Source organism: Micromonospora sp. WMMD1219 (assembly GCF_049315215.1).
Lineage (GTDB): Bacteria > Actinomycetota > Actinomycetes > Mycobacteriales > Micromonosporaceae > Micromonospora > Micromonospora tulbaghiae.
Genome location: NZ_CP186057.1, coordinates 4,947,367 through 4,968,894, shown reverse-complemented (window position 1 = coordinate 4,968,894; position 21,528 = coordinate 4,947,367). Strand labels below are relative to the sequence as shown.

Below are 21,528 nucleotides of genomic sequence, written 5' to 3'. Positions count from 1 at the left end.
GAGGAGAACGGGTGGACCTCACAGCTCGCGTCGCAATGGTCACCGGCGGGTCGAGTGGGATCGGGCGAGCGGTCTGCCTGCGCCTGGCGCAGGCGGGCGCCCGGGTGGTGATCGGCTATCGCGGCAACCGCGACGGCGCCGACACCACCGCGCAGGCGATCCGGGACAAGGGATGGCCGGAGCCCGCGACGGTCCGTGTCGACGTCACCGATGCCGAGGACACCCAGCGAGTCTTCGGGCACGTGGTCCGGGCGAACGGCAAGCTGGACATCCTGGTCAACAACGCGGGGGTGGGCCAGCCCTCCGCAGTCGTGCCGATGAACCCGGTCGGCGAATGGGCGGCCAGCGTCGAGACCAACCTGCTGGGAACGCTGCACTGCATCAAGGCGAGCTCCCTGCACATGCTCGTGGCCCGCTCAGGCTCGATCGTGAACATCTCCTCGATCGCCGGCCGCGTCGGCATACCCGGTCTGAGCTCCTACTGTGCGAGCAAGGCCGGCATCGAGGGGATGACCCGGGCATTGAGCCGGGAGTTCGCCCCGTACGACGTCCGGGTCAATGCGGTGGCGCCCGGGTACACCGCCGACACGGGGATGGTCGACCGGATCGACGACAAGCGACTGAGGGAGTTCCTCGACCGGATCGCGATGAAGCGGCTCGCGGAGGCACACGAGGTGGCCAATGCAGTGGCCTTCCTGGCAAGTGACGAGGCGAGTTACATCACCGGGCACACGCTGGTGGTCGACGGAGGGCTGACCGCATGAACCGGGAGACGCCCGACGCGGTGCTGTTCAACCCCCAGGTGGTCGTCGAGCCCGGCGACCACCGGGACTTCTACGACGAGTTCCCCGAGGTGCACCGCCGGATGGCGGAGGCGTCGGACGTGCTCGGCGTCGACCTCGCGGCGCGCTTCTACGCGGAGGACCCGGCGGCCATCAACGACGGGACGGTCGTGCGCCCGGCCTCGGTCGCGATCGCGGTGGCGATCTGCGATGTGATCGGCCTGCGTAAACGACCGCCCCGGTACATGGCGGGCCTGAGTCTCGGTTCGATCGTGGCCGCGCACCTCGGCGGATTCATGTCGTTCCGGGACACCATCCGGATGGTGTCCACCATGCCCGCGGTTGAGGACCGGGTGGTGGCGGGGCGGCCGTTGGGCGTGGCGTTCTACTACAACGTCGACCTCGACCGGTTCCAGGCCGAGATGCGGGAGGTATCCACCGCCGAGTCGCCGCTGCTGACCTGCGCGATCACCGCCGACAACCAGATGATTGCCACCGGCGCGGTGGCCGGGCTGCAGGAGCTCAATCTGCGGGCCGCCTCGATCGGCGGCGTCGGCCTGGTGATCCCCTACGGACCGCCCGCGCACAGCCCGCTGCCGGTGCTGTACGACATCAAGGAAACCTTCGCCCGCGAATGGAGCTATCTGGATCCGACGTCGGATCCGCAGGTGCCGCAGCTATGCAATCACACCGGGGCGGTCATCGACCGACGCGAGGACCTGATGGCCGCCTTCGTCGAGCAGTACACGAGAACGGTCCGCTGGGACCTGGTGGTGCGACGGCTCGCGGACCTCGGCGTCAAGCGGGTGACGGTCGTCGGGCCCGGGCACTTCGTGTACCGGTCGATGCAGTTCGTCGACGTGTCGTACCAGGTGCAGACGGTGCTGACCTGCGCCGAACTCCGGAGCGCGGCCGAATGACCGAGGCGGTGCTGCTTCCCGGGCTCGCCCCCTCGAATCACCGCGCGGTGGGTGAGTTCATGGTGACCGATCCCTATGCCCGCCGCCGGGTGGCTCAGGCCGACGCGGTGCTGGGCCGGTCGCTGGTGGACGGTTTCCGGACGGCCGGGCCGGCCGGCAACGCTGACAGTCAGCTCGCGTTCATGGTCAACTGCATCGCGCTGGCCGATCGCGCCGATCAGGCCGGCATGTCCGCCCGGCTGGCCATCGGTCCGAGCTTCGGCCAGTTCGCTCTCGCCGCGCACCTGGGCGTGCTGCCGTTCGAGATCGCCGTCGAGCTCGTCATCGCCTTCTCCGACTGCGAGCGGGAGTACTTCCGAACCCGGCACACCGGCCTGGTGACCCGGTTCTTCTACCGGCTCGACACGACAGGTCTGGCAGTGGTGCGCCGTGAGTTGACCGTGCGCGGCGCCTGGAACGAGCTCTCCTGCGATCTCGACGCCGGCTTCGCCGCGCTGACCCTAGCCAGAGACGCGGTGCCTGCTCTGGACGCCGCGGTGCGAGCGATCGGCGGAATCCCCCTCTACAGCCTCTCGCCGCCCGTGCACAGCTCGGCCTTCGGTGAGCTCCGGGATCGGTGCGCCGAGGTCTGCCACGGTGTCGACTTCGCCGCGCCTCGCATGCCGGTTGTCTCCGACCACGACGGCACACTCGTCACGACCGGGCCAGGCGTACGTGAGCTCCTGCTGGCCGGGATCGTCCGCCCGGTGCGGTGGCCCGCCGCGATGGCCGCCCTGACCGGGGCCGGGGTGCGCATCGTCTGGGTTCCCGGACCGAGCAACCTGTTCGACCGGCTGGCGCGCACCGCCTTCGAGGTGCGCGCGGTCAACCCGGAGAACGCAGCAACAACGTGTGAGGCGATTGACTTTCGATAGGTTCCGCGCGATAGTCGATGCATGTTGATGGCGCAACGTGCGGTGACACCACTCCGCGCATTCCTGGTCCTGCTGTTCGCGATCCTGGTGCTGTTCCAGACCATGTCGCTGCCCGGGCAGTTCGCGCACATGGCGCGCGAGAACCCGGACATGGCGTACCTGCGGTGGCCCGCCACCGCGGTGACGATCTTCTGGGTGCTGTGCGTGCAGGTGGTGATCGTCTGCACCTGGCACCTGCTCACCCTGGTCAAGAACGACCGCATCTTCACCGAGGCGTCTCTGGGCTGGGTCGACGGGATCGTCTGGGCGGTCGCCGCCGCCTGGGTGGTGCTCGTCGGCGTATTCCTCTACGTGGGCTTCAACGCCGACGACCCGGGGCTGCCGCTGCTGCTGTTCCTGCTGGTCACCGGCGTCAGCGTGCTGGGGCTGCTGATGGTCGTCCTGCGCGCGCTGCTGCGCCAGGCCACCACGCTGCGCACCGACATGGAAGCGGTGATCTGATGCCGATCGTCGTGCGCATCGACGTCGAACTGGCCAAGCGCAAGATGAGCGTCGGCGAGTTCGCCGAGCGCGTGGGGCTCACCCCGGCGAACGTCGCCGTGCTCAAGAACGGCCGTGCCAAGGCCGTCCGGTTCAGCACGCTGGAGGCGATGTGCCGGGTGCTCGACTGCCAGCCCGGCGACCTGCTCGAATGGGTCGCCGACGAGGAGGAACGATGAGATACCTGGCCGCCGCCGTAGCCCTGCTCGCCGTCGCGCTCGGCGTCGCCGGCTTCGTGTACGGGGAGGCCGACGACTCCCCCGGCCTCCAGCTCCTGTCCGCGCTGCTCGTCATCGGCGCGGTCGCCATCGGCGTACGCGTCGCCCGGCGTACCCGATAGGGCCGGCGCCCCCTCGACGCCGGCCCTATCGCTCAGCCCTTCACGCAGACGACCTGCTTGAGGTGGGCGACCACCTCGACCAGGTCCTCCTGCTGGGCCATCACCTCGGTGATGTCCTTGTACGCGCCGGGGATCTCGTCGACCACACCGGCGTCCTTGCGGCACTCCACCCCGGCGGTCTGCGCGGCCAGATCCGCCGTGCTGTACGTCCGCTTCGCCTGCCCCCGCGACATCCGCCGCCCGGCACCGTGCGACGCCGAGCAGTACGCGTCGAGGTTCCCCTTACCGCGCACGATGTACGAGCCGGTGCCCATCGAGCCGGGGATGATGCCCAGGTCCCCCTTCCCGGCCCGGATGGCGCCCTTGCGGGTCACCAGCACGTCCACCCCGTCGTAGGTCTCCTCCGCCACGTAGTTGTGGTGGCAGGAGATCGGCTCGTCGTAGCCGACGTGCAGGAACGCGTCCCGGACCACCTGGCAGAGCAGCGCGACCATGACCGCCCGGTTGCGGCGGGCGTACTCCTGCGCCCACCACAGGTCCCGCCGGTACGCCTCCATCTCCGGCGTGCCGGCGAGGAACACCGCGAGATCCCGGTCCGGCAGGCCGGTGTTGTGCGGCAGGCCGCGCGCCACCGCCATGTGCCGCTCGGCCAGCTCCTTGCCGATGTTGCGGGAACCGGAGTGCAGCATCAGCCAGACCCGGCCGTCGTCCGCGCCGCCCTGCTCCAGGCAGACCTCGATGAAGTGGTTGCCGCCGCCGAGCGTGCCGAGCTGCCGCTGCGCCCGCGTCTGGAGCTGGGCCACCTTCCGGTCCAGCGTCGCGAACCGCCGCCAGAATTCGTCCCAGCCGGCCTGCTCCAGCCCCCGGACCCGGCGCGGATCGACAGCGTCGTCACGCATCGCGAAGCCGACCGGGATCGCCGCCTCGATCGCCGAACGCAGCGGCGCGAGGTCGTCGGGCAGGTCGGCGGCGGTCAGCGAGGTCCGCACCGCGGACATGCCGCAACCGATGTCCACGCCGACCGCGGCCGGCGACACGGCCTGCCGCATCGCGATCACCGAGCCGACTGTGGCGCCCTTGCCGAAGTGCACGTCCGGCATCACCGCGACACCCTGCACCCAGGGCAGCGCGCCGATGTTGCGCAGCTGCCGGGCCGCCTGCGCCTCGATCGCGTACGGGTCGGTCCAGACCCGGACCGGTGCCCGGGTACCGGCCAGCGGGGTGAAACCCATCGTCGTCTCCTTGCTCATCTCCGTCTGACGTAGGCCGTACGGGACTCGAACCCGTAGCCTCCCGGGTGAGAACCGGGTGAGCTGCCAATTGCTCCAACGGCCCTCCGGCGGCGTGACGCCGTCGGCGGATCCACCCCGGACACGGAGAACCGCCCGGCTCCGGTCTGGGGGCGGGCGGTTCGCGCGGATCGTCGCGCCGGCGCTAGACGCGCCACCACCCTGGTTGCCACTGCCGTCGCCGGCCCGTGCCCGATTCGGGCAGCAGGACACCGGCGCGCGGCGCTTGCCGCTCGGCGCGGGTGCGGTTCTGCTGCGACACGGTGCGCTCCTCTGGTGGATCAGATCGACGTTGCCTGCTCACGGTACGGCCGCCGCACCCGGGCGGCAATGCGATATTCCTTCGGGCGCGTTGGTCACCGCGAGGGCGACGACCGGCGCACCCGCACCGCGGTTCCACTGTGCCGGGCGAGCCCGGCGGCCCGGCTGTCAGCCGGCGTGCGCCACCGGGTGGCGCCGCATCTCCTCCATGAACGGGTAGCGCGCGGTCAGCTCGGCCAGCGTGATGCCGACCCGCCACGCGGCGGCGACCTGCGCGACCTGAAGCAGGTCGGTGGCGTCGCCCCGGGCCTGGACGTCGCCGTCCACCCGAAGGTCGATCATGAAATAGCGGGCCTGGGAGCCGAGGCTGACACAGACGACGCCCCGGGCGGAGGTCATCTCGGCGCAGGTGAACCGGCTGCGCCCCTGCTCGGGCGCGGTCACCTCGCCGACGTCGAGCTGGTGCGCGGCGGCGGTCGCCACGAGCGCGGGGGCGAGACCGCCGGGCTCGACCAGGTCCGGGTAGAGGCGCACACCCAGTGCGGCCGACACGTCGCTCATGACTGACTCCCACTTCCTCGTGACAGAGACCAGCAGCGCGCAGGTTACGGGTGTGTTTCCGGCACGCACGGCCATCTTTTCCCGTGCGACCGTCCCGGGGCAATAGGAACGCCCGCATCGAACCCCTCCGAGGTAGGCTGCCGCCTCATGGCGCTGATCCGGTGTGACTTCTTCTCCGAGGCGCTCGGCATGGGCACGTCGATGACGGTGCTGCTGCCCGATCGCGGCGCGGCCGGGATCGGGGTGCCGGGCACGGCCGCCGACGGTGACCCGCCGGTGCTCTACCTGTTGCACGGCCTGACCGACGACGACACGGTGTGGACCCGGCGCACCTCGATCGAGCGGTACGTGGCGCCGCTGGGGCTGGCCGTGGTGATGCCGCAGGTGCAGCGCAGTTTCTACTGCGACGAGGCGCACGGCAACCGGTACTGGACGTTCCTCAGCGAGGAGCTGCCCGAGGTGTGCCGGTCGTTCTTCCGGCTGTCCAGCCGCCGGGAGGAAACGTTCGTCGCGGGCCTGTCGATGGGCGGCTACGGGGCGGTGAAGTGGGCGCTGCGCCACCCGGACCGGTTCGCGGCGGCGGCCAGCCTGTCCGGCGCGCTGGACGTGACGCGCCGCCGCCACCATCCGACCCATCCGGTCGACCCGGCGGTGTGGCACACCGTCTGGGGTGACGGCCCGGTGCCCGCCGACGACGACACGGTGGGGCTGCTGGAGCGCTCCGGCGACGACCGGCCGGCGCTCTACGTCGCCTGCGGCACCGAGGACTTCCTGTACGAGGACAGCATGCGGTTCCTCGACGTGGCCCGGAAACGCGACGTGCCGGTCACCGTCGACTTCGGTCCGGGTGACCACGACTGGGCGTACTGGGACGCGCGGATCCAGGACGTGCTGGCCTGGCTGCCGCTGCGCACGCGCTGACCGGTGTGCGCGGGCGCTGAGTTGGCTCAGACGCCGACGGTGCCGTCGATCGCCTCGCGGATCAGGTCGGCGTGCCCGTTGTGGCGGGCGTACTCGTGCAGCATGTGCAGCATGACCAGGCGCAGCGAGACGTCCTCGCCCCAGCGTGCCTGGTGACCTGTCACGTCGAGCGACTCGGCCTCCCGCTCGATGCGCCGGGCGTGCTCGATCTCGCGCCGCCACGCCTCGAACGCCTCCGCCGCGTCGGCGTCGCGGGCGTCGTACGCCTGCTGGAAGTCGCCGCTGTCCGACCACACCAGCGGCACGTCCTCGGCGGCGATGACCCGGCGGAACCAGGTGCGCTCCACCTCCGCCATGTGCCGGACCAGACCGAGCAGCGACAGCGTGGACGGCGGCGACGCCGGCCGGCGCAGCTGCTCGTCGGTCAGCCCCTCGCACTTGAGGGCCAGCGTCGCCCGGTGGAAGTCGAGGAAGGCGCGCAGCGACTCCCGCTCGCCGGCGAGCAGCGGCGGGCCGATCCGTTCGGTCTCCATGAGCGCCGAGCCTAGTCGCAATCGATCATGGTGGAACGACCGCGTCACCGCAGCGACGAACCGGCCACCGGGAAGTCGAACCAGGTGTCCGGGTACGGCTCGTCGACGTACCGGTAGTGCCACCACTCCAGCGGATAGTTCTCGAAGCCCTGCGCGGACATCAGCCGGCGCAGCAGGTCCCGGTTGCTCCGGGCGGTGTCGCTGATCCGTGCGTCGGCGGTGTGGGCGCGCGGGTCGAAGCAGTCGAACCCGGTGCCCATGTCGATCGAGTCGTCGGCGAAGCGGCGGCCGGCCGGGTCGGTGCACGGCACGAGCGGCCGGCCGGGCGTGTACGCGGGCTGCGCGGCGGCGGAGACCGGGACCAGGGTCAGGTCGACGGTGCTGCCCCGGCTGTGCGCGGTGGGGGCGCCGATGTAGCCGTCGGCGAACAGCCGGTCCTTGGGTACGCCGGGGTAGAACTCCCCCTTCATCCGCTGCTCGGCGGGGAGTTTCGCCCAGGCGACGAAGTCGTCCGCCGCGCGCTGCGGGCGGTAGCAGTCGTACACCTTGAGGCTGTGCCCGCCGGCGAGCGCGGCGGTCTGCACCCGGTGCAGCGCCTGCGCGGCCGGGCGGGTGAGCAGGCAGCGTGGTTCGGCGTACCCGTCGATCGGGCGGCCGACGAAGTTGTGCGGGCCCGCGTACCGGATGTCGGTGCGGACGGTGGGGTCGACGGTGGTGAGGTCCACGAAGTCCGCCGGGGCGCGCGGGCCGGTCGGCGTGGGTGACGGCGGCGCGGACGGCGACGGGGACGGCGCGGGCCGCTGGCAGGCGGCGGCGAGCAGCGCGGCCGCGACGGCCAGGACCGCCGTCGCGCGTCTGCCGGTGCCCACCCGCCGTGTCTACCAGCCCGGGCGGGCCGGCATCGGCGGAACCGGTGGTCAGCCGCCCAGCACGGTACGGAGGAAGTCGACAGCGGCGGCGTCGTCGTCGATGCCGCCCGCCTCGTGGCCGTTGAACCGCCACACCGTCAGGTCCTTGTCGCCCCGGTACTCGTGGTAGGCGGCGTAGACGGTGGACGGCGGCGTGATCTCGTCCATCAGCGCGACGGAGAACCGGGCCGGCACCGTGGCGCGGCGGGCGAACGCGACGCCGTCGACGTAGCCGAGCGTGCGCAGCGCCTGCTCCTCGCGGTCCCGGTGCACGGCGAGGTAGTCGCGGATCTCCCGGTACGGCGTGGCGTCGGTGATCGTGATCGCGCGCGGGATGTCGCAGAGGAACGGCACGAGCGCCACCGCCGCGCGCACCCTCGGCGCCAGCGCGGCGGCGGCGAGCGCGGCGGCCCCGCCCTGGCTGTGACCGAGCACGGCGATCCGGTCCGGGTCGACCGCCGGCAGCTCGCACGCGGCGTCCACGGCGCGGACCGCGTCGGTGAGGAAGCGCCGGTAGTAGTACCGGTTCGGGTCCTCGATGCCCCGGGTGGCCATGCCCGGCGCCTGCGGTCCGCCCGCGGCGACGTCGGGTGTGTCGCCGCGGCTCCACCCCGAGCCCTGCCCGCGCGTGTCCATCTGGAGGTGGGCGAAGCCGGCCGCGGACCAGAGCAGGTTCTCCAGCGCGTGGCCGCGCCCGCCGCCGTACCCGACGTACTGCACGATCGTGGGCAGCGGCCCGGCGGCGCCGCGCGGCACCCGCAGCCAGGCGCGGATCGGCTGTCCGGCGAAGCCGGGGAACGTCACGTCGAAGACGTCGACCCCGGTCAGCGGCGTCGGCAGCGGGGTCGCCGACACGGGGTCGCCGCACGAGCGCGCCTGTGCCAGAGTGTCAGCCCAGAAGGCGTCGAAGTCCGGAGGCTCGTGCAGGTCGCTGCGGTGGGTACGGAGTTCGGCCTCGGTCAGGTCGGTGAACACGCCTCGGATTCCTCGTCCTTCGTCGGGGGTGGACGGCGAGCCGTCGAAGATGGCGGGCGCATTTCCGGAAGGTTTCCGCAACTCGTGCGAACGCTAGGGCCGGTCCGGCCTGTCGTCAAGCCCTCGGCGTACGGCAAGATGTGCGTGGGGCGGGACGGTCTACCGGTCGGTTCCGGCAGCCGGCGAAGGGAACACGGGTGAGCGCGGACGACGAGCGCAGGGTGACCATCACCGCGATCGCACGGGAGGCCGGCGTCTCGGTCCCGACCGTGTCGCGCGTGCTCAACGGACGTTCCGACGTCGCGCCGGACACCCGGGAACGGGTCGAGGAGCTGCTGCGCCACCACGGCTACCGGCGCCGGGGCAGCCGTACGGTGCGCCGGGCGGACCTGGTCGACCTGGTCTTCAACGACCTGGACAGCCCGTGGGCGGTGGAGATCATCCGCGGCGTGGAGGACGTCAGCCACGCCGCCGGGGTGGGCACCGTCGTCTCGGCTATCCACCGCGAGTCCAGCTCCACCCGGCAGTGGCTGCACAACCTGCGCGCCCGCGCGTCCGACGGCGTGATCGTGGTGACCTCGCACCTGAGCCCGGCCGTGCAGGCCCAGCTGCGGCGCCTCAACGTGCCGGTGGTGGTGGTCGACCCGGCGGCCGGCGTGGCCGCCACGGACGTGCCGGCGATCGGCGCCACCAACTGGACCGGCGGCCTGGCCGCCACCGAGCACCTGCTCAAGCTCGGCCACCGCCGGATCGGTTTCGTGGCCGGCCCGCCGCACCTGCTGTGCAGCCGGGCCCGGCTGGACGGCTACCGGGCCGCGCTGGCCGCCGCCGGAGTCGCCGCCGACGACCGGCTGGTGCAGCCCGGCGACTTCTACCACGCGTCCGGCTTCACCGCCGGTGGCGCGCTGCTCGACCTCGACGACCCGCCGACGGCCATCTTCGCCGCCAGCGACCAGATGGCGTTCGGGGTGTACGAGGCGGTCCGCCGCCGCGGGCTGCGGGTCTGCGACGACGTGAGTGTGGTCGGCTTCGACGACCTGCCCGAGGCGCGGTGGGCGTCACCGCCGCTGACCACTGTGCGCCAGCCGCTGGTGGAGATGGGCCGGCTCGCCGCGCGCACCGTGCTGCGGCTGGCCCAGGGCGACGAGATCGACTCGCCCCGGGTCGAATTGGCCACCGAACTCGTCGTACGGGACAGCACCGCCGGGCCCGCCTGCCGCTGATCCGGGCCACTCTTTTCAGTCCTGTTCCGGAATTTCCGGCTCCCGCAGGGCCGACCCGGTCGACATGGCGACGGCGGCGGCGTGGCGGCGACGCCGGGCCAGCAGCAGCGCTCCCCCGGCCGTCAGCACCGCGCCCACCGCCACAGTCACACCCGCGCCCGGCCGCGGCCCGGGTGCCGCCCCGCCGCCGGCCAGGCCGGCGTGCCCGGCCAGGGCCGAGGCCGCCCCGCCCGCCGGAGGCGCGGACCGGTCCAGCTCCCCCGGCTCGACCAGCCGTCCCACCGAGGCGTCGCGCGGCTGCGCGAACCCCCAGTCCAGCAGCGCCGCGCCCTGCTGCCAGCCCCGCTGCGTGGTCACCTCGGCGCCCAGCAGCGTGACCACCAGGCGCCGTCCGCCGCGCTCGGCCGCCCCGACGTACGTGTGCCGGGCCAGGTCGGTGAAGCCGGTCTTGCCGCCGAGCGCGCCCGGATAGTGGTCCAGCAGCATGTTGTCGTTGGCGATGGCGAACGCCTTCGCCCGCTGTGCCGGCTGGGCCGGTATCTGCGCGGACCGGGTGGCGGCGTACCTGCGGAACGCCGGGTCGGCGAAGCACGCCCGCGCGATGAGCGCCAGGTCGTACGCGCTGGTGAACTGCCCCGGTCCGTCCAGCCCGGACGGGGTGACCGCGTGCGTCTGCCGGGCGCCGAGCCGGTGCGCCTCCTCGTTCATCGCCCGTATCCCGCCGGGCAGCCCGTCCGGGCCGCCGCCGAGCCGGGCGAGCGCGTTGGCCGCCTCGTTGCCGGAGCGCAGCAGCAGGCCGAGCCAGATCGTCTCGATCCGGTAGCGCCCGCCCTCGACCAGCCCGGCCGCCGAGCTGCCCGGTTCGACAGCCAGGTCCCCGGCGGTCACCGTGACCTCCCGGTTCGGGTCGAGCCGGGGCAGCATGGTGGCGGCAAGCAGCAGCTTCTGCACGCTCGCCGGTACGCCGTACTCGTGCGGGCCGCAGCCGCCGAGCACCGCGCCGCTGTCCAGGTCCGCGACCACCCAGGAGGTGGCGGTCACCGCCGGTGGCGCGCTCGACGCGGGCGGGACGACCAGCCCGGCGGTGTCCAGCGCCGCGCCGCCGACGGCCCGCGCGGCCGGGTCGGGCGCCGGCGGCGGCTGCGGTGGCCGGGTCGACGGGGCCGGCACGTTCGGGCAGGGCGGCGCGGCCGGCAGCCGGCGTACGGGCGCGCGGACGGCGGCCGCCGCCGGTGTCGCCGGCGCCGGCAGCAGCAGGGCGGCGGCCAGCGCCACGAAGGGTCCCCAGGTCCTCATGACCCGGACGGTAGCCACGCCGACCCGAACGGGTCACCGGCTCCGGGATTCGCGTTCCGGCGCCGGGACCGCGCGGTAGAGTGCCGCCCGCTCAGGCGCGGCGGCGTCCCCGCCTGCGGGCGCGGCCCCGGCGGGCGGCGAGCACCGTCGCCACCCCGCCCACGGTGAGCGCCAGCAGGCCGGCGACCGGCACGATCACCCGCCAGTCCCCGTCGCCGATGCGTTGCAGCGCCGTCCCGGCCGGTCCCCGCCACGGCGGGGAGGCGGTACGGGTGGGCTCGGCGGCCGCCGCCTGCCGGGGCTGCGCCGCCTCGGCGTCCCGCTCACCCGGCTCGACCAGCCGGCCGACCGAGGCGTCCCGGGGCAGCCGGAAGCCCCAGTCGAGCAGCTGGGCGCCCTGCTGCCAGCCGCGTACCGGGCGGGCCTCGGCGCCGAGCAGCGTCACCACGAGACGGCGTCCGTCCCGCTGCGCGGCACCGACGTAGCTGTGCCGGGCCAGCTCGGTGAAGCCGGTCTTGCCGCCGAGCGCGCCGGGATAGCGGTAGATGAGCTGGTTCTCGTTCTGGATCTGGAACCCGCCCTTCTTCAGCGCGGGCTGGGCCGGGATCTGCGTGCGCTCGGTGAGCGCGTATCGGCGGAACGCGGCGTCGGCGAAGCAGGCCCGCGCGATGAGCGCCAGGTCGTACGCGCTGGTGAATTGGCCGGGACCGTCCAGGCCGGACGGTGTGACCGCGTGCGTCTGCCCGGCGCCGAGCCGGCGGGCCTGCTCGTTCATCTCGGCGACGCCGGCCTGTGCGCTGCCGGCGCCGAGGCGGGCCAGCATGTTCGCGGCGTCGTTGCCGGACTGGAGCAGCAGGCCCAGCCACAGCGTCGCCACGCTGTAGCGGCCGCCGACGAGCAGGCCGACCGCCGAGCTGCCCGGCTCGATGTCCAGGTCGGCGCGGGTGGCGACGGCGACCTGCTGGGGGTCCAGCCGGCTCAGCATGGTGGCGGCCAGCAGCAGTTTCTGGGTGCTGGCCGGGGTGCCGGGGACGTGTGGGCCGCACGCGCCGAGGACCGCGCCGGTGTCCAGGTCCGCCACCAGCCAGGTGGTGGCGGTGACCGCCGGGGGCGCGGGGCTGCCGGGTGGCCTGACCAGCCCGGTGCCGGCCAGCGCCTCGCCGCCCACCGCCGCCTGTTCGGGTGTCGTGGCCGGCGGCGTCGGGCGGGGCGGCCGGCTGACCTTCGGCGCGGGCAGGCGCGGGCAGGGCGCGGTCGCGGGCGCGGCGGGGGCGGCGGGTGTGGTGGCCGGGACGGCGGCGGCCGGGGCGGGTGCCCCGGCCGCGAGCAGGGTGACGGCGGTGGCGGCGGCCAGGACCCGGGCTCTCATGAGAAGGCACCCTACCGAGCCCGATGATCAGGTCCGGACGGCTCACCGGTGTCGTGACGCCGTGCCGATCGGGCCGTCCCGTTCGGTGACCGGCGCGGGTGTCAGCGCACGCCGCGCAGCCACCACCGCTGCCACGGTGTCTCCACCGCGCGCCGGTGATAGTGGGACCGGACCCAGGCCACCGCCCGCGCGGGCGGCAGCCCGTCCAGCACGGCGAGCGCGGCCAGCGCGGTGCCGGTGCGTCCGACGCCGCCGTGACAGGCCACCTCGACCCGCTCCCCCGCGTACGCGCGCCGCCGCGCCTCCCGCAGCGCGTCCAGGGCGTCGGCGCGGTCGGACGGGATCCAGAAGTCGGGCCAGCGGACCCGCCGGGCCGGCCACTCCGGCTCGGGACCGGGCGCCAGCAGCAGCGCGAAGTCGGCGGGCGAGGCGGGCGCGGCGACCTTGCGCCCGCGGACGGTGGCGCCCCCGGGCAGCGTGAGCAGGCCGGCCTGATCGGTCCACGGTGTCGCGTCCATGGCTCATTGTGTCGTGTCGCCCGGACACGTGAATGCCCGCCGGACGAGGTCCGGCGGGCACTCACGATCGAGCCGGGTCGTCCCCGGCGCGCCCCGGATCAGCCGAGGCGACGGCGGCGCCAGGCCATGGAGGCCAGCAGCAGCACCGCACCGGCGGCGGCGAGGCCCCCACCGAGCTTCAGCGGCGTGCCGATGCTGTCACCGGTCACCGGCAGACCGCCGTGGTGCGGCGACTTGGTCGGCCGCGGCGGCAGGACGGTGCCGGTGGCGCTCGCGATCCGCCCGGACGTCAGGCCGGTGGCGGTGAACGTGTACCGGCCCGGCCGGGTCGGCCGGTAGGTGACGGTGAAGTTGCCGTTGGCGTCGGCCGTCACGGTGAACGTGGTCGGCGCGGGCTGTGGCTGGGCGCGGTTGGGCGTGTAGGCGACCGGCGCCATCGCCACCGTGCTGCCGTCGCTGCGCCGCGCGGTCCCCTCGGCCGGGGCGGCCGCGGGCAGACCCGAGATCGCCACGTCGATCCGCACCGTCTCGTTCGGCGCGAAGTTCGAGCCCCGCAGGGTGAACGTCTCGCCGAGCCGGATGGTGGTCGGTGAGACGGTCAGCGACGCGACCTCGGGCGGGTAGACCGGGGGCTGCGGCTGCGCCGCCCCGGCCGCGGTCGGCACGGCCGCTACGGCCAGGCCCACCGTGAGCGCCATGATGATGCGGGATAGCCGCATGATGGATTCCCTCCTACTGTTCACAGCTTGGTGCGTTGACTACTTGGGTGGTCCATGGGGTGACGGTGGGCGTGTGCACCAGCTCGGCCGTCCCGGCGCCGGTCTTGCCGGTGAGCACCGTGACGTCGAGCGTCCGGGTCTGTCCCGGGCGGGCCTCGACCTTCGCGACCGCCACCTGACGGCGGCCGTCGGTGCCGCTGCCCATCGCGGCGTCCCGTCCGTCCAGCCGGCCGGTGAGGACGGCGCCGCCGGTGGGCGTGTGCACGGAGACGAAGGTGCGTGCGGTGTACTTGTCGCCGGCCAGAGCCAGTCCGGTGACCGACTTGCTCAGGCCCGACTTCGGGGCGGTGGAGTGCACCGTGACCTTCAGCCGCAGCTCGCGGCGTCCGTCCGGGTGGCATTCGCCGACCGTCACGGTGGCCGAGAACCTGAGGTAGTAGCCGAGCTTCGCGCCGCTGCCGTCGTTGAGGAACACGCCGACGGTCGGCACGGTGTCCTTCTCCGGAAGCTGACCGGCCAGCCGGCTGCCGGCCAGTGCGCGTTGCTCCTCAGATCGGACACTCCAGAACAATATCCGACGTTCATTGATTGAACGGGTAAAAACGGTCAAAAGTGCGCGTGGGTCTACCGTCTTGGTGAACAGGGTGTCGAAGACCCCCGAGGCCGCCTTGGTGAAGTACTCGTCCTGGTCCTTCGTGTCCAGGTCCCGGTACGAGTCACTGAGGAGCGTGCGGACGGCGGTGGCGGCGCCCAGCGACGGCCCGTCCGGCACGTTCACCGGACCCACGACCCCGAGCAGGTACGACAGGACCACCGGGTCCACAGCCAGCACCCCGTCCACAGTGGTGCCGGTCCGGCGACGCACCATGTCCCGGTAGAGCGCGGCGGCGGCCGGGAAGTCCGGATTGAGGTTCACGTCCGCCGGATAGATGCCCGGCAGATCGCCCCAGAGCCGCTTCGCCTCCGCGTCGATCTTGAGTGGCGGGTCGAAGAACCGCAGGTCGGACGAACTGCCCTGCTTCACGAGGCGGATCCGTCCACCCTCGGCGCGCAGGACGGCGTACGCGCCGAACATGCCGCCGGTGGCGCGCAGCTCGGCCGGGTTCTGCGAGACCAGCAGATAGCTGCGCGGTCCGTCCGCGCCGAGAAGTGGCGGCAGCAGCCGCGCGCCACGATCAGCGGCGGAGGTCAGCTCGCCGAGCTGGTCCAGCTCCGCGCGCAGCGCGGTGACCGCGTCGCGTACCTGCGTCACGAGGTCGCCGGTGGGCACCTTCCGCAGCCGGTCGGCGGTCGTGCGCACCGCCTGGTCGGCGGCGGAGACCTCGGCCGAGACGGCGCGCAGACGAGCCAGGTCCAGCTTGCCCTGCTTCGGCACCAGCGAGGCGAGGTCGACGCGCAGCAGCGTGGGGAACGCGAGCCGGGCCAGGTCGTCCACCGCCACCGAGATCTGCCGTACCGCGGCCAGGTTGTCCCCCGCGTACGGGGTCTGCTGGCCCACCCACCACACCGGATCCCCGGTCTCGCCGCGCGCGGCGGCGGCCTGCTCCTGCAGCGCGGCGAGCGTGCGCTGGGCCCGGGCCACGTCGCCGTCGAGCACCTGGGCGCTGAGCTCCCGGGCCAGTCCGGCGGCGTTGACCAGGTGGGCGCGGGCCTGCCAGCCCCGGAACGCCACCCAGCCGCCGGCGCTGAGCAGCACCGATACGACGACCAGCCCGGTCAGCAGGATCCGGCGGACCCGGGCGCGCCGGCGCCGACGCGAGCGACGCCGCCGGACGGGCGTGGCACCAGGTCCGGTCACGGATTCCCCCTACCAGTCGGTCGAATCGGACACAATTCGCGATCGAGTGCTTTTTAGCACAGGAAAGCGCCTGTTCGAGGCGTTATTCGACACTCTGATGAATTAGCCGCTGTGTGCGAGTTTTGTTCGGTTCGGCGTACGCTCGGCCGCCTCGTGCAGCAGCGCCTCGATCCGGTCCACACCGGCCCGCATCGACATGTCCCGCAGGTACGCGTCGCGGCCCCGCCGGCCCATGTCGATCCGGGCGGCCGGCGGGATGGCGGCGGCCAGCCAGAAGCGGTCGGCCAGCGCCGCCCAGTCCTCCGGCGGGCAGGACAGACCGGCGCGGGCCCGCTCCACCACCTCCGCCGTCTCCCCCGCCGCGGAGGCGACCACCGGCGCGGCGCAGGACAGCGCGGCCTGGAGCTTGTCGGGCACCCGGCCACGCAGCTCCGGCAGGTCGCGCTGGGCCACGAGCTGGTAGTCGGCGGCGGCGTAGAGCTGCGGCATGTCCACGGCGGACCGTCGTTCCAGGAACCGGACGTTGTCCGCGCCGAGGTCGGCGGCGAGCCCCCGGACCTGCCGCTCCTGCGGGCCCGATCCCACGAGCACCAGGTCCATCCGGTCGCCGAGCGCCGCCGCCGCGCGGACCGCCGTCTCCAGATCCTGCCGGGCGCCGATCGTGCCGGCGTGCATCACCACGCAGCGGTCGTCCCGGCGGACCAGCCGCCGCACCGCCGGGCCGGCCTGGGTGGGGCGGAAGATGCGCTCGTCGGTCCAGTTCGGCGCCGTGCGCACCCGGCCCGGGTCGGCCCCGCCGGCACGGACCAGATCCGCCATGGACGGCGAGCCGACCGCCACCACCGCCGCCTCCCGGTAGAGGCGACGGGTCGCGGCCTCCAGCCGCGCCGGCCGCCCGCCGTCCCGCTCGGCGCGCCCGTCCCGCCCGGTCCACACGTCCTGCACGTGCAGCACGGTGGGGGTACGGCCGAGCAGCCGCAGCAGCCCGGTGGCGGCGAACGTGACCGCCGGGTGGCCGTAGACGTAGAGCACGTCCACGTCGCGCAGCAGTCCCCGGCCGGCGAGCGCGGCACTGCCGGCGAAGGACAGCCAGCTCGTGGTGCGGGCACGGGCGGAATCGTCGCCCGCGGCGTACCGGGGCACCCGGCGCACGGTCAGCCGCTCGCTGTGCGTCTGGTGCCGCCAGCGCTGCCGCCAGCCGGGATAGACGTGGCCGCCCGGGTAGTCCGGGAAACCGGTGAGCACCCGTACCTCGTGGCCCCGGGCCACCAGCTCCTCGGCCAGGCTGCCCGGGACGAACGCCGGCTCCGGCGGGAAGTGGTAGGTGAGGATGCCGACCCTCATGGCCGCGCTCCCGGCGCGGCTTTCCGGACGGCCGGGCGCCGCACCGCGTACGATTCCCGCATCCCCTCTGCGTCCGGCCGCGACCGCCGGAAGAACGCCGTCGCGGCACCCTCCGTCGCGACCGTGCCGACGAGAGGGGTGCAGATGGTCGACGAGGTGCTCTTCGTCTGCCACGCGAACATGTGCCGGTCACCGATGGCGGAGTTCATCGCCCGCCGGATGCTGGCCGGCCTTCCGCTGGCGGTGGCCAGCGCGGGGACCGACGCGATCGACGGGGCCGCGATGCACCCGTACGCGGTCGAGGTGACAGCGGCCACCGGCGCGGACCCGGCCGCCTTCCGGACCCGCCGGCTGCGCCCGGAGCACCTGACCGGGGCGGCGCTGGTGCTGACCGCGACCCGCCGGCAACGCTCGGCCTGCACCGCGCTGGCGCCGGCCGCGCTGACCCGGACGTTCACGTTGCGGCAGTTCGCCCGGCTGGCGGCCGAGGCCCGCCCCGCCGAGGCGGAGGCGGACGCGGGCACGCCGTTGCGGGCGGCGGTGTCGGCCGCGGTCCGCGCCCGGGGGCGGCTGCAACCCGCCGCCCCCGACGCGGAGGACCTGCGCGACCCGATCGGCGGCTCGCCGGCCGACTTCCGGCGCTGCGCCGGGGAGATCGAACGGTCGATCCGGCCCGTGCTCGCGCTCATCGCGACAGCCGGGTGAGTTCCTGCGTCCGGTCGCCCACGGCCTTCGCGCCCCGCCGGGAGCCGGCCCGGTCGGCCGGCACGGACGGCGCCGCGGGCGGCACGACCACCTTGTACGCCTCGTACTGGTAGGCGTCCGACTTGGCCACCTTGGCCATGTTGAGCACGCAGCCGAGCAGGCGTACCGAGACCGAGCTGAGCGCGTGCGCCGCCGCCGCGACCTGGCTGCGGGAGGTACGCCCCTGCTGGGTGACCAGGAGCGCGCCGTCGGCCTGCACGGCCACCACCACTCCGTCGGTGACCGCCAGCAGCGGCGCGGTGTCGATGACCACGATGTCGGCCGAGTCCCGCAGCGCGACCAGCAGGTCCGCCATGGACTTGGAGCCGAGCAGCTCGCTCGGGTTGGGCGGGGTGGCGCCGCTGGGCAGCACCAGCAGGGACTTCTCGCCCCAGCGCTGCACCACGTCACCGACCTGGACGTCACCGACGAGCACGTCGGTGAGGCCGACGCCGCCGTCGAGCCCGAGGTAGTCGGCGACCTTGGGGCGGCGCAGGTCGGCGTCGATCAGCAGCACCCGCCAGCCCGCCTCGGCCAGCGCGATGGCGGTGTTGCAGGCCATCGTGGTCTTGCCCTCGCCCTGCAGCGCGCTGGTGACCGCGATGACCCGGGCCGGCTCGTGCACGTCCACGAAGCGCAGGTTGGTGCGCAGCTTGCGGACCGCCTCGGCCCGGGCCGAGGTGGCCGCGTCGCCGACGATCAGCGGCGCCGACCGCGCGCCGGTCTCGTACGGGATCTCGCCGAGCAGCGGACTGCCGGTGACCCGTTGCAGCCCGGCGCCGTCGCGCATCCGGACGTCGGCCACCCCGCGCAGCACGGCCAGGCCGACGCCGGCGAGCAGGCCGAGCAGACCGCCCAGGACCAGGTTGCGGGTGGGCTGCGGCGAGACCGGGTTGGAGGTGACCCGGGGACCGCTGACCACCTCGATCTTGATGGGCGGGGCCTTGCCGTCCGGTGGCGTCTCGACCTTGCGTACCAGCTCGGTGAACTTGGTCGCGAGCATCTCGGTGGTCTTCAGCGCCCGGGTCTGGTCGGTGTCGGTGATCGTCGCCTTGAGCAGCACCGTGCCGGTCGTGGCGGTGGTGTGGATCCGGCTGCGCACCTGGTCGGCGGTGAGGCCGAGCGGCGCGTCGGCCACCACGCTCTGCGCCAGCCGGTCGCTGGTGAGCAGGTCACCGTAGGACTTCACCCGCTGCTGGAGGAAGAGGCTGCCCTGGTAGGCGTCGGTGACCCCCTGGCTGGGCGTGGTGACGAAGAACGTCACCGAGGCCTCGTACCGAGGCGCCGTCCGGACCGTCACCAGCGCGGCGGTGCCCAGGCCGAGCATCACCGTCACCAGCACGATCCACCAGTGGCGTCGGACCAGGCGCAGGTAGCCGAGAACGTCCATCACGCTCCCCCTCGCGACACGCCGGTCTGCCGATGAAACTGCACGAAAGCCCCCTAAAAACCCCAGTCGCCGTGCCAGGATCGAATCGCCTATTCACGACGTTACGTGACTGGACGACAGTAAACGACCGAACAGGCACAGACGGTCTAATCCTTTCAATACGGATAGGACACAGAGGGCAGCCCATGGATCGTGACGCGATCACAGCCGTTCGACCCCCCGGCCGGATCACCCACCGCGCCGCCACCCTTTCCCTGTTAACGCTGGACACGGCCGCGTGGTGCGGAGGTTTTCTCGGCGCGGCCTGGACGCGGTACGAGTTCGACCTCACCGCCGCCGCCAGCGCCCGTACGCTCGGCCTGGCACTGGCCTGCGCCGCGCTGTACGCCGCGCTCACGCTGCTGCGGTCCCGGCTCTACGGCCGGTATCCGATCGGCAGCGCCGGCGACGCGCAGGGCCTGGCCGTCACCGTCGCGCTCGTCACCGCGGTCGGCTTCGTCGCCGTCCTGCCGTGGACGCAGCACCCGGTCCCGGCCAGCACGCCGCTGGTCGGCGGTGCGGTGGCGCTCGTGGTGATGGCGGCCGCCCGGGGACTCTGGCGGGCCCACGCCGACCGCCGGCCGCCCGCCGCCCGGCACGCCGAGCGCTGCCTGATCTACGGCGTGGACGCCGCGAGCGAGCGGCTCGTCCGGGTGCTGCTGCACGACCCGGACAGCAGCTACCGGCCGGTGGGCCTGCTCGACGACGCGCCCGACAGCCGCGGCCTGCGGCTGGAGCGGCTGCGCGTGCTCGGCGGCCGGGAGCAGATCGCCGCCGCCGTCCGGGCCACCCGGGCGAGCACTGTCATCTTCTCGATGAGCGGCTCCGACCCGCAGCTGCTGCGCGACGTGCGCACCCGCACGCTGGAGGCCGGGGCGGCGTTCAAGGTCCTGCCGCCGGTACGCGAGGTGCTCGACCGTCCGGTGGCCGCCACCGACGTCCGCGACCTCCAGCTCACCGATCTGCTGGGCCGCGCGCACCGGGTGGCCGAGCTGAGCGTCGAGCGCGGCGGGCTGGCCGGACGCCGGGTGCTCGTCACCGGCGCGGGTGGCTCGATCGGCTCGGAACTGTGCCGCCAGATCGCCCGCTGCGAGCCGGACGAGCTGATGATGCTCGACCGGGACGAGTCCGCGCTGCACGCCCTGCAGATGTCCCTGTACGGGCGCGCGCTGCTGGACGGGCCGGAGCTGATCCTGGCCGACATCCGCGACGCCGAGGGCATCGCCCGGGTGATCGCCGACCGGCAGCCCGACGTGGTGTTCCACGCCGCGGCGCTCAAGCACCTCACGCTGCTCCAGCGCCACCCGGGCGAGGCGATCAAGACCAACGTCCTGGGTACGCTGAACGTGCTGGAGGCGTGCCGGGACGTCGCCGAGTTCGTGAACATCTCCACCGACAAGGCGGCCAACCCGGCGAGCGTCCTCGGCTACTCCAAGCGGATCACCGAGCGGCTCACCGCGTACCAGGCGCAGCGGCTCAACGGCCGGTACCTGAGCGTCCGGTTCGGCAACGTGCTCAGCAGCCGCGGCTCGGTGCTCACCGCGTTCCAGGCGCAGATCCGGGCCGGGGTGCCGATCACCGTCACCCACCCCGACGTGACGCGGTACTTCATGACCGTGCAGGAGGCGGTGCACCTCGTGCTCCAGGCCGCGACGATCGGCCGGGGCGGCGAGGCGCTGGTTCTCGACATGGGCGAGCCGGTCCGGATCGCCGACGTGGCACGCCGGCTGGCCGCCGAGGCGGACCGCCCGGTGGAGATCGTCTTCACCGGTCTGCGCCCGGGCGAGAAGCTGCACGAGCACCTGTTCGGCGCCGACGAGGTGGACAGCCGGCCGCTGCACCCACTGATCTCCCACGTCCCGGTGCCCGAGCTGGACCCGGACGAGATCCGCGGGCTCGACCCGTACGCCGACCCGGACGAGCTGATCAAGCGGATGGCCGCGTTCTGCGACCCGGCCGGGGTGTCCCTGCCGGCGCTGCCCGGACAACGCTGACGCCGGCCGATGGGACGCCCCACCCAGGTGGTGAGACGGGCGTCCCATCGGCCGGCTCGGCTCGCCGCCGGTGGCGGCACCCGTTAGGGTTGGTTCCGGTGTGCCGGGAAGCCTGGTCGGCGATTGTTCCGCCGACCCCAGCTTCCGAAC

The 21,528-nt window shown here is 73.5% G+C and carries 22 protein-coding genes and 1 tRNA gene; 10 read left to right on the top strand and 13 right to left on the bottom strand.

Translation table 11 applies throughout. The features are described from left to right. Positions 1–11: 11 nt before the first annotated feature. Genes ACN27C_RS23140 through ACN27C_RS23115 form a run of 6 tightly spaced genes read left to right on the top strand, consistent with a single transcriptional unit; the run spans position 12 to position 3,496 of the window. Positions 12–764, top strand: a complete 753-nt coding sequence (locus ACN27C_RS23140) for an SDR family NAD(P)-dependent oxidoreductase (RefSeq protein ID WP_199733227.1) — start codon at positions 12–14, stop codon at positions 762–764. Continuing rightward, a complete protein-coding gene (locus ACN27C_RS23135; protein WP_121685227.1) occupies positions 761–1,702 on the top strand; it encodes an ACP S-malonyltransferase in 942 nt (313 codons plus the stop codon). The genes ACN27C_RS23140 and ACN27C_RS23135 overlap by 4 nt, the downstream gene beginning before the upstream one ends. Next, positions 1,699–2,616 (top strand): ACP S-malonyltransferase, encoded by a 918-nt coding sequence (locus ACN27C_RS23130; RefSeq protein ID WP_121685226.1) that lies wholly within the window; start codon positions 1,699–1,701, stop codon positions 2,614–2,616. Before ACN27C_RS23135 ends, ACN27C_RS23130 begins: the two co-directional genes overlap by 4 nt. Positions 2,617–2,637: 21 nt before the next feature. Next, positions 2,638–3,117 carry a DUF2975 domain-containing protein gene (locus ACN27C_RS23125; protein ID WP_121685225.1) on the top strand — a complete coding sequence of 160 codons (480 nt, stop codon included), beginning with the start codon at positions 2,638–2,640 and terminating at the stop codon, positions 3,115–3,117. Further along, positions 3,117–3,335: a helix-turn-helix domain-containing protein gene (locus ACN27C_RS23120; RefSeq protein WP_013476639.1), complete on the top strand. Its 219-nt coding sequence runs from the start codon at positions 3,117–3,119 to the stop codon at positions 3,333–3,335. Before ACN27C_RS23125 ends, ACN27C_RS23120 begins: the two co-directional genes overlap by 1 nt. After that, positions 3,332–3,496: a hypothetical protein gene (locus tag ACN27C_RS23115; protein WP_174536834.1), complete on the top strand. Its 165-nt coding sequence runs from the start codon at positions 3,332–3,334 to the stop codon at positions 3,494–3,496. Before ACN27C_RS23120 ends, ACN27C_RS23115 begins: the two co-directional genes overlap by 4 nt. Positions 3,497–3,528: 32 nt before the next feature. Here the strand turns inward: ACN27C_RS23115 and ACN27C_RS23110 are convergent, their stop codons facing one another. From ACN27C_RS23110 to ACN27C_RS23100, 3 genes are all read right to left on the bottom strand, one after another. Then, positions 3,529–4,728 carry an RtcB family protein gene (locus tag ACN27C_RS23110; RefSeq protein WP_422748089.1) on the bottom strand — a complete coding sequence of 400 codons (1,200 nt, stop codon included), beginning with the start codon at positions 4,726–4,728 and terminating at the stop codon, positions 3,529–3,531. Between the two features lie 30 nt (positions 4,729–4,758). Further along, a tRNA-Glu gene (locus ACN27C_RS23105) sits at positions 4,759–4,831 on the bottom strand. Positions 4,832–5,214: 383 nt separating this feature from the next. After that, positions 5,215–5,607, bottom strand: coding sequence for a hypothetical protein (locus tag ACN27C_RS23100; RefSeq protein ID WP_120569714.1), 393 nt, complete (start codon positions 5,605–5,607; stop codon positions 5,215–5,217). Between the two features lie 147 nt (positions 5,608–5,754). Between ACN27C_RS23100 and ACN27C_RS23095 the strand changes: the two genes are divergently transcribed. Further along, a complete protein-coding gene (locus tag ACN27C_RS23095; RefSeq protein WP_421500888.1) occupies positions 5,755–6,528 on the top strand; it encodes an alpha/beta hydrolase in 774 nt (257 codons plus the stop codon). Between the two features lie 26 nt (positions 6,529–6,554). On the opposite strand, the gene ACN27C_RS23090 is transcribed toward ACN27C_RS23095, so the two are convergent. From ACN27C_RS23090 to ACN27C_RS23080, 3 genes are read right to left on the bottom strand one after another with little or no spacing between them, the layout of a single operon-like run. After that, on the bottom strand, positions 6,555–7,061 hold the full coding sequence (locus ACN27C_RS23090) for a DinB family protein (RefSeq protein ID WP_091418060.1): 507 nt from the start codon (positions 7,059–7,061) through the stop codon (positions 6,555–6,557). Positions 7,062–7,105: 44 nt separating this feature from the next. Then, positions 7,106–7,930 (bottom strand): M15 family metallopeptidase, encoded by an 825-nt coding sequence (locus tag ACN27C_RS23085; protein ID WP_121685221.1) that lies wholly within the window; start codon positions 7,928–7,930, stop codon positions 7,106–7,108. 48 nt (positions 7,931–7,978) lie between these two features. Further along, positions 7,979–8,944: an acetylxylan esterase gene (locus ACN27C_RS23080; RefSeq protein WP_120569711.1), complete on the bottom strand. Its 966-nt coding sequence runs from the start codon at positions 8,942–8,944 to the stop codon at positions 7,979–7,981. A gap of 197 nt (positions 8,945–9,141) precedes the next feature. Between ACN27C_RS23080 and ACN27C_RS23075 the strand changes: the two genes are divergently transcribed. After that, complete coding sequence (locus ACN27C_RS23075; RefSeq protein WP_120569710.1) at positions 9,142–10,167, top strand: LacI family DNA-binding transcriptional regulator; 1,026 nt, start codon at positions 9,142–9,144, stop codon at positions 10,165–10,167. A gap of 15 nt (positions 10,168–10,182) precedes the next feature. Here ACN27C_RS23075 and ACN27C_RS23070 read toward each other — a convergent pair whose 3' ends face one another. From ACN27C_RS23070 to ACN27C_RS23045, 6 genes are all read right to left on the bottom strand, one after another. After that, on the bottom strand, positions 10,183–11,463 hold the full coding sequence (locus ACN27C_RS23070) for a D-alanyl-D-alanine carboxypeptidase family protein (protein WP_422748085.1): 1,281 nt from the start codon (positions 11,461–11,463) through the stop codon (positions 10,183–10,185). Between the two features lie 91 nt (positions 11,464–11,554). After that, positions 11,555–12,832, bottom strand: a complete 1,278-nt coding sequence (locus ACN27C_RS23065; protein ID WP_422748083.1) for a D-alanyl-D-alanine carboxypeptidase family protein — start codon at positions 12,830–12,832, stop codon at positions 11,555–11,557. Between the two features lie 101 nt (positions 12,833–12,933). Continuing rightward, positions 12,934–13,350, bottom strand: a complete 417-nt coding sequence (locus tag ACN27C_RS23060) for a protein-tyrosine phosphatase family protein (RefSeq protein ID WP_091418039.1) — start codon at positions 13,348–13,350, stop codon at positions 12,934–12,936. 98 nt (positions 13,351–13,448) lie between these two features. Continuing rightward, positions 13,449–14,069: a hypothetical protein gene (locus ACN27C_RS23055; protein WP_091418035.1), complete on the bottom strand. Its 621-nt coding sequence runs from the start codon at positions 14,067–14,069 to the stop codon at positions 13,449–13,451. 13 nt (positions 14,070–14,082) lie between these two features. After that, positions 14,083–15,867: a DUF4012 domain-containing protein gene (locus ACN27C_RS23050; protein WP_422748079.1), complete on the bottom strand. Its 1,785-nt coding sequence runs from the start codon at positions 15,865–15,867 to the stop codon at positions 14,083–14,085. A gap of 102 nt (positions 15,868–15,969) precedes the next feature. Next, complete coding sequence (locus ACN27C_RS23045) at positions 15,970–17,211, bottom strand: glycosyltransferase family 4 protein (protein WP_422748076.1); 1,242 nt, start codon at positions 17,209–17,211, stop codon at positions 15,970–15,972. 123 nt (positions 17,212–17,334) lie between these two features. On the opposite strand from ACN27C_RS23045, the gene ACN27C_RS23040 reads away from it, so the two are divergent. After that, positions 17,335–17,916 carry a low molecular weight phosphatase family protein gene (locus ACN27C_RS23040; protein ID WP_422748074.1) on the top strand — a complete coding sequence of 194 codons (582 nt, stop codon included), beginning with the start codon at positions 17,335–17,337 and terminating at the stop codon, positions 17,914–17,916. On the opposite strand, the gene ACN27C_RS23035 is transcribed toward ACN27C_RS23040, so the two are convergent. Next, a complete protein-coding gene (locus tag ACN27C_RS23035; protein ID WP_422748072.1) occupies positions 17,897–19,345 on the bottom strand; it encodes a polysaccharide biosynthesis tyrosine autokinase in 1,449 nt (482 codons plus the stop codon). The two genes, ACN27C_RS23040 and ACN27C_RS23035, sit on opposite strands and share 20 nt — an antisense overlap. Positions 19,346–19,530: 185 nt before the next feature. Between ACN27C_RS23035 and ACN27C_RS23030 the strand changes: the two genes are divergently transcribed. After that, positions 19,531–21,378 carry a nucleoside-diphosphate sugar epimerase/dehydratase gene (locus ACN27C_RS23030; RefSeq protein ID WP_120569703.1) on the top strand — a complete coding sequence of 616 codons (1,848 nt, stop codon included), beginning with the start codon at positions 19,531–19,533 and terminating at the stop codon, positions 21,376–21,378. The last annotated feature ends 150 nt before the right edge of the window (positions 21,379–21,528 follow it).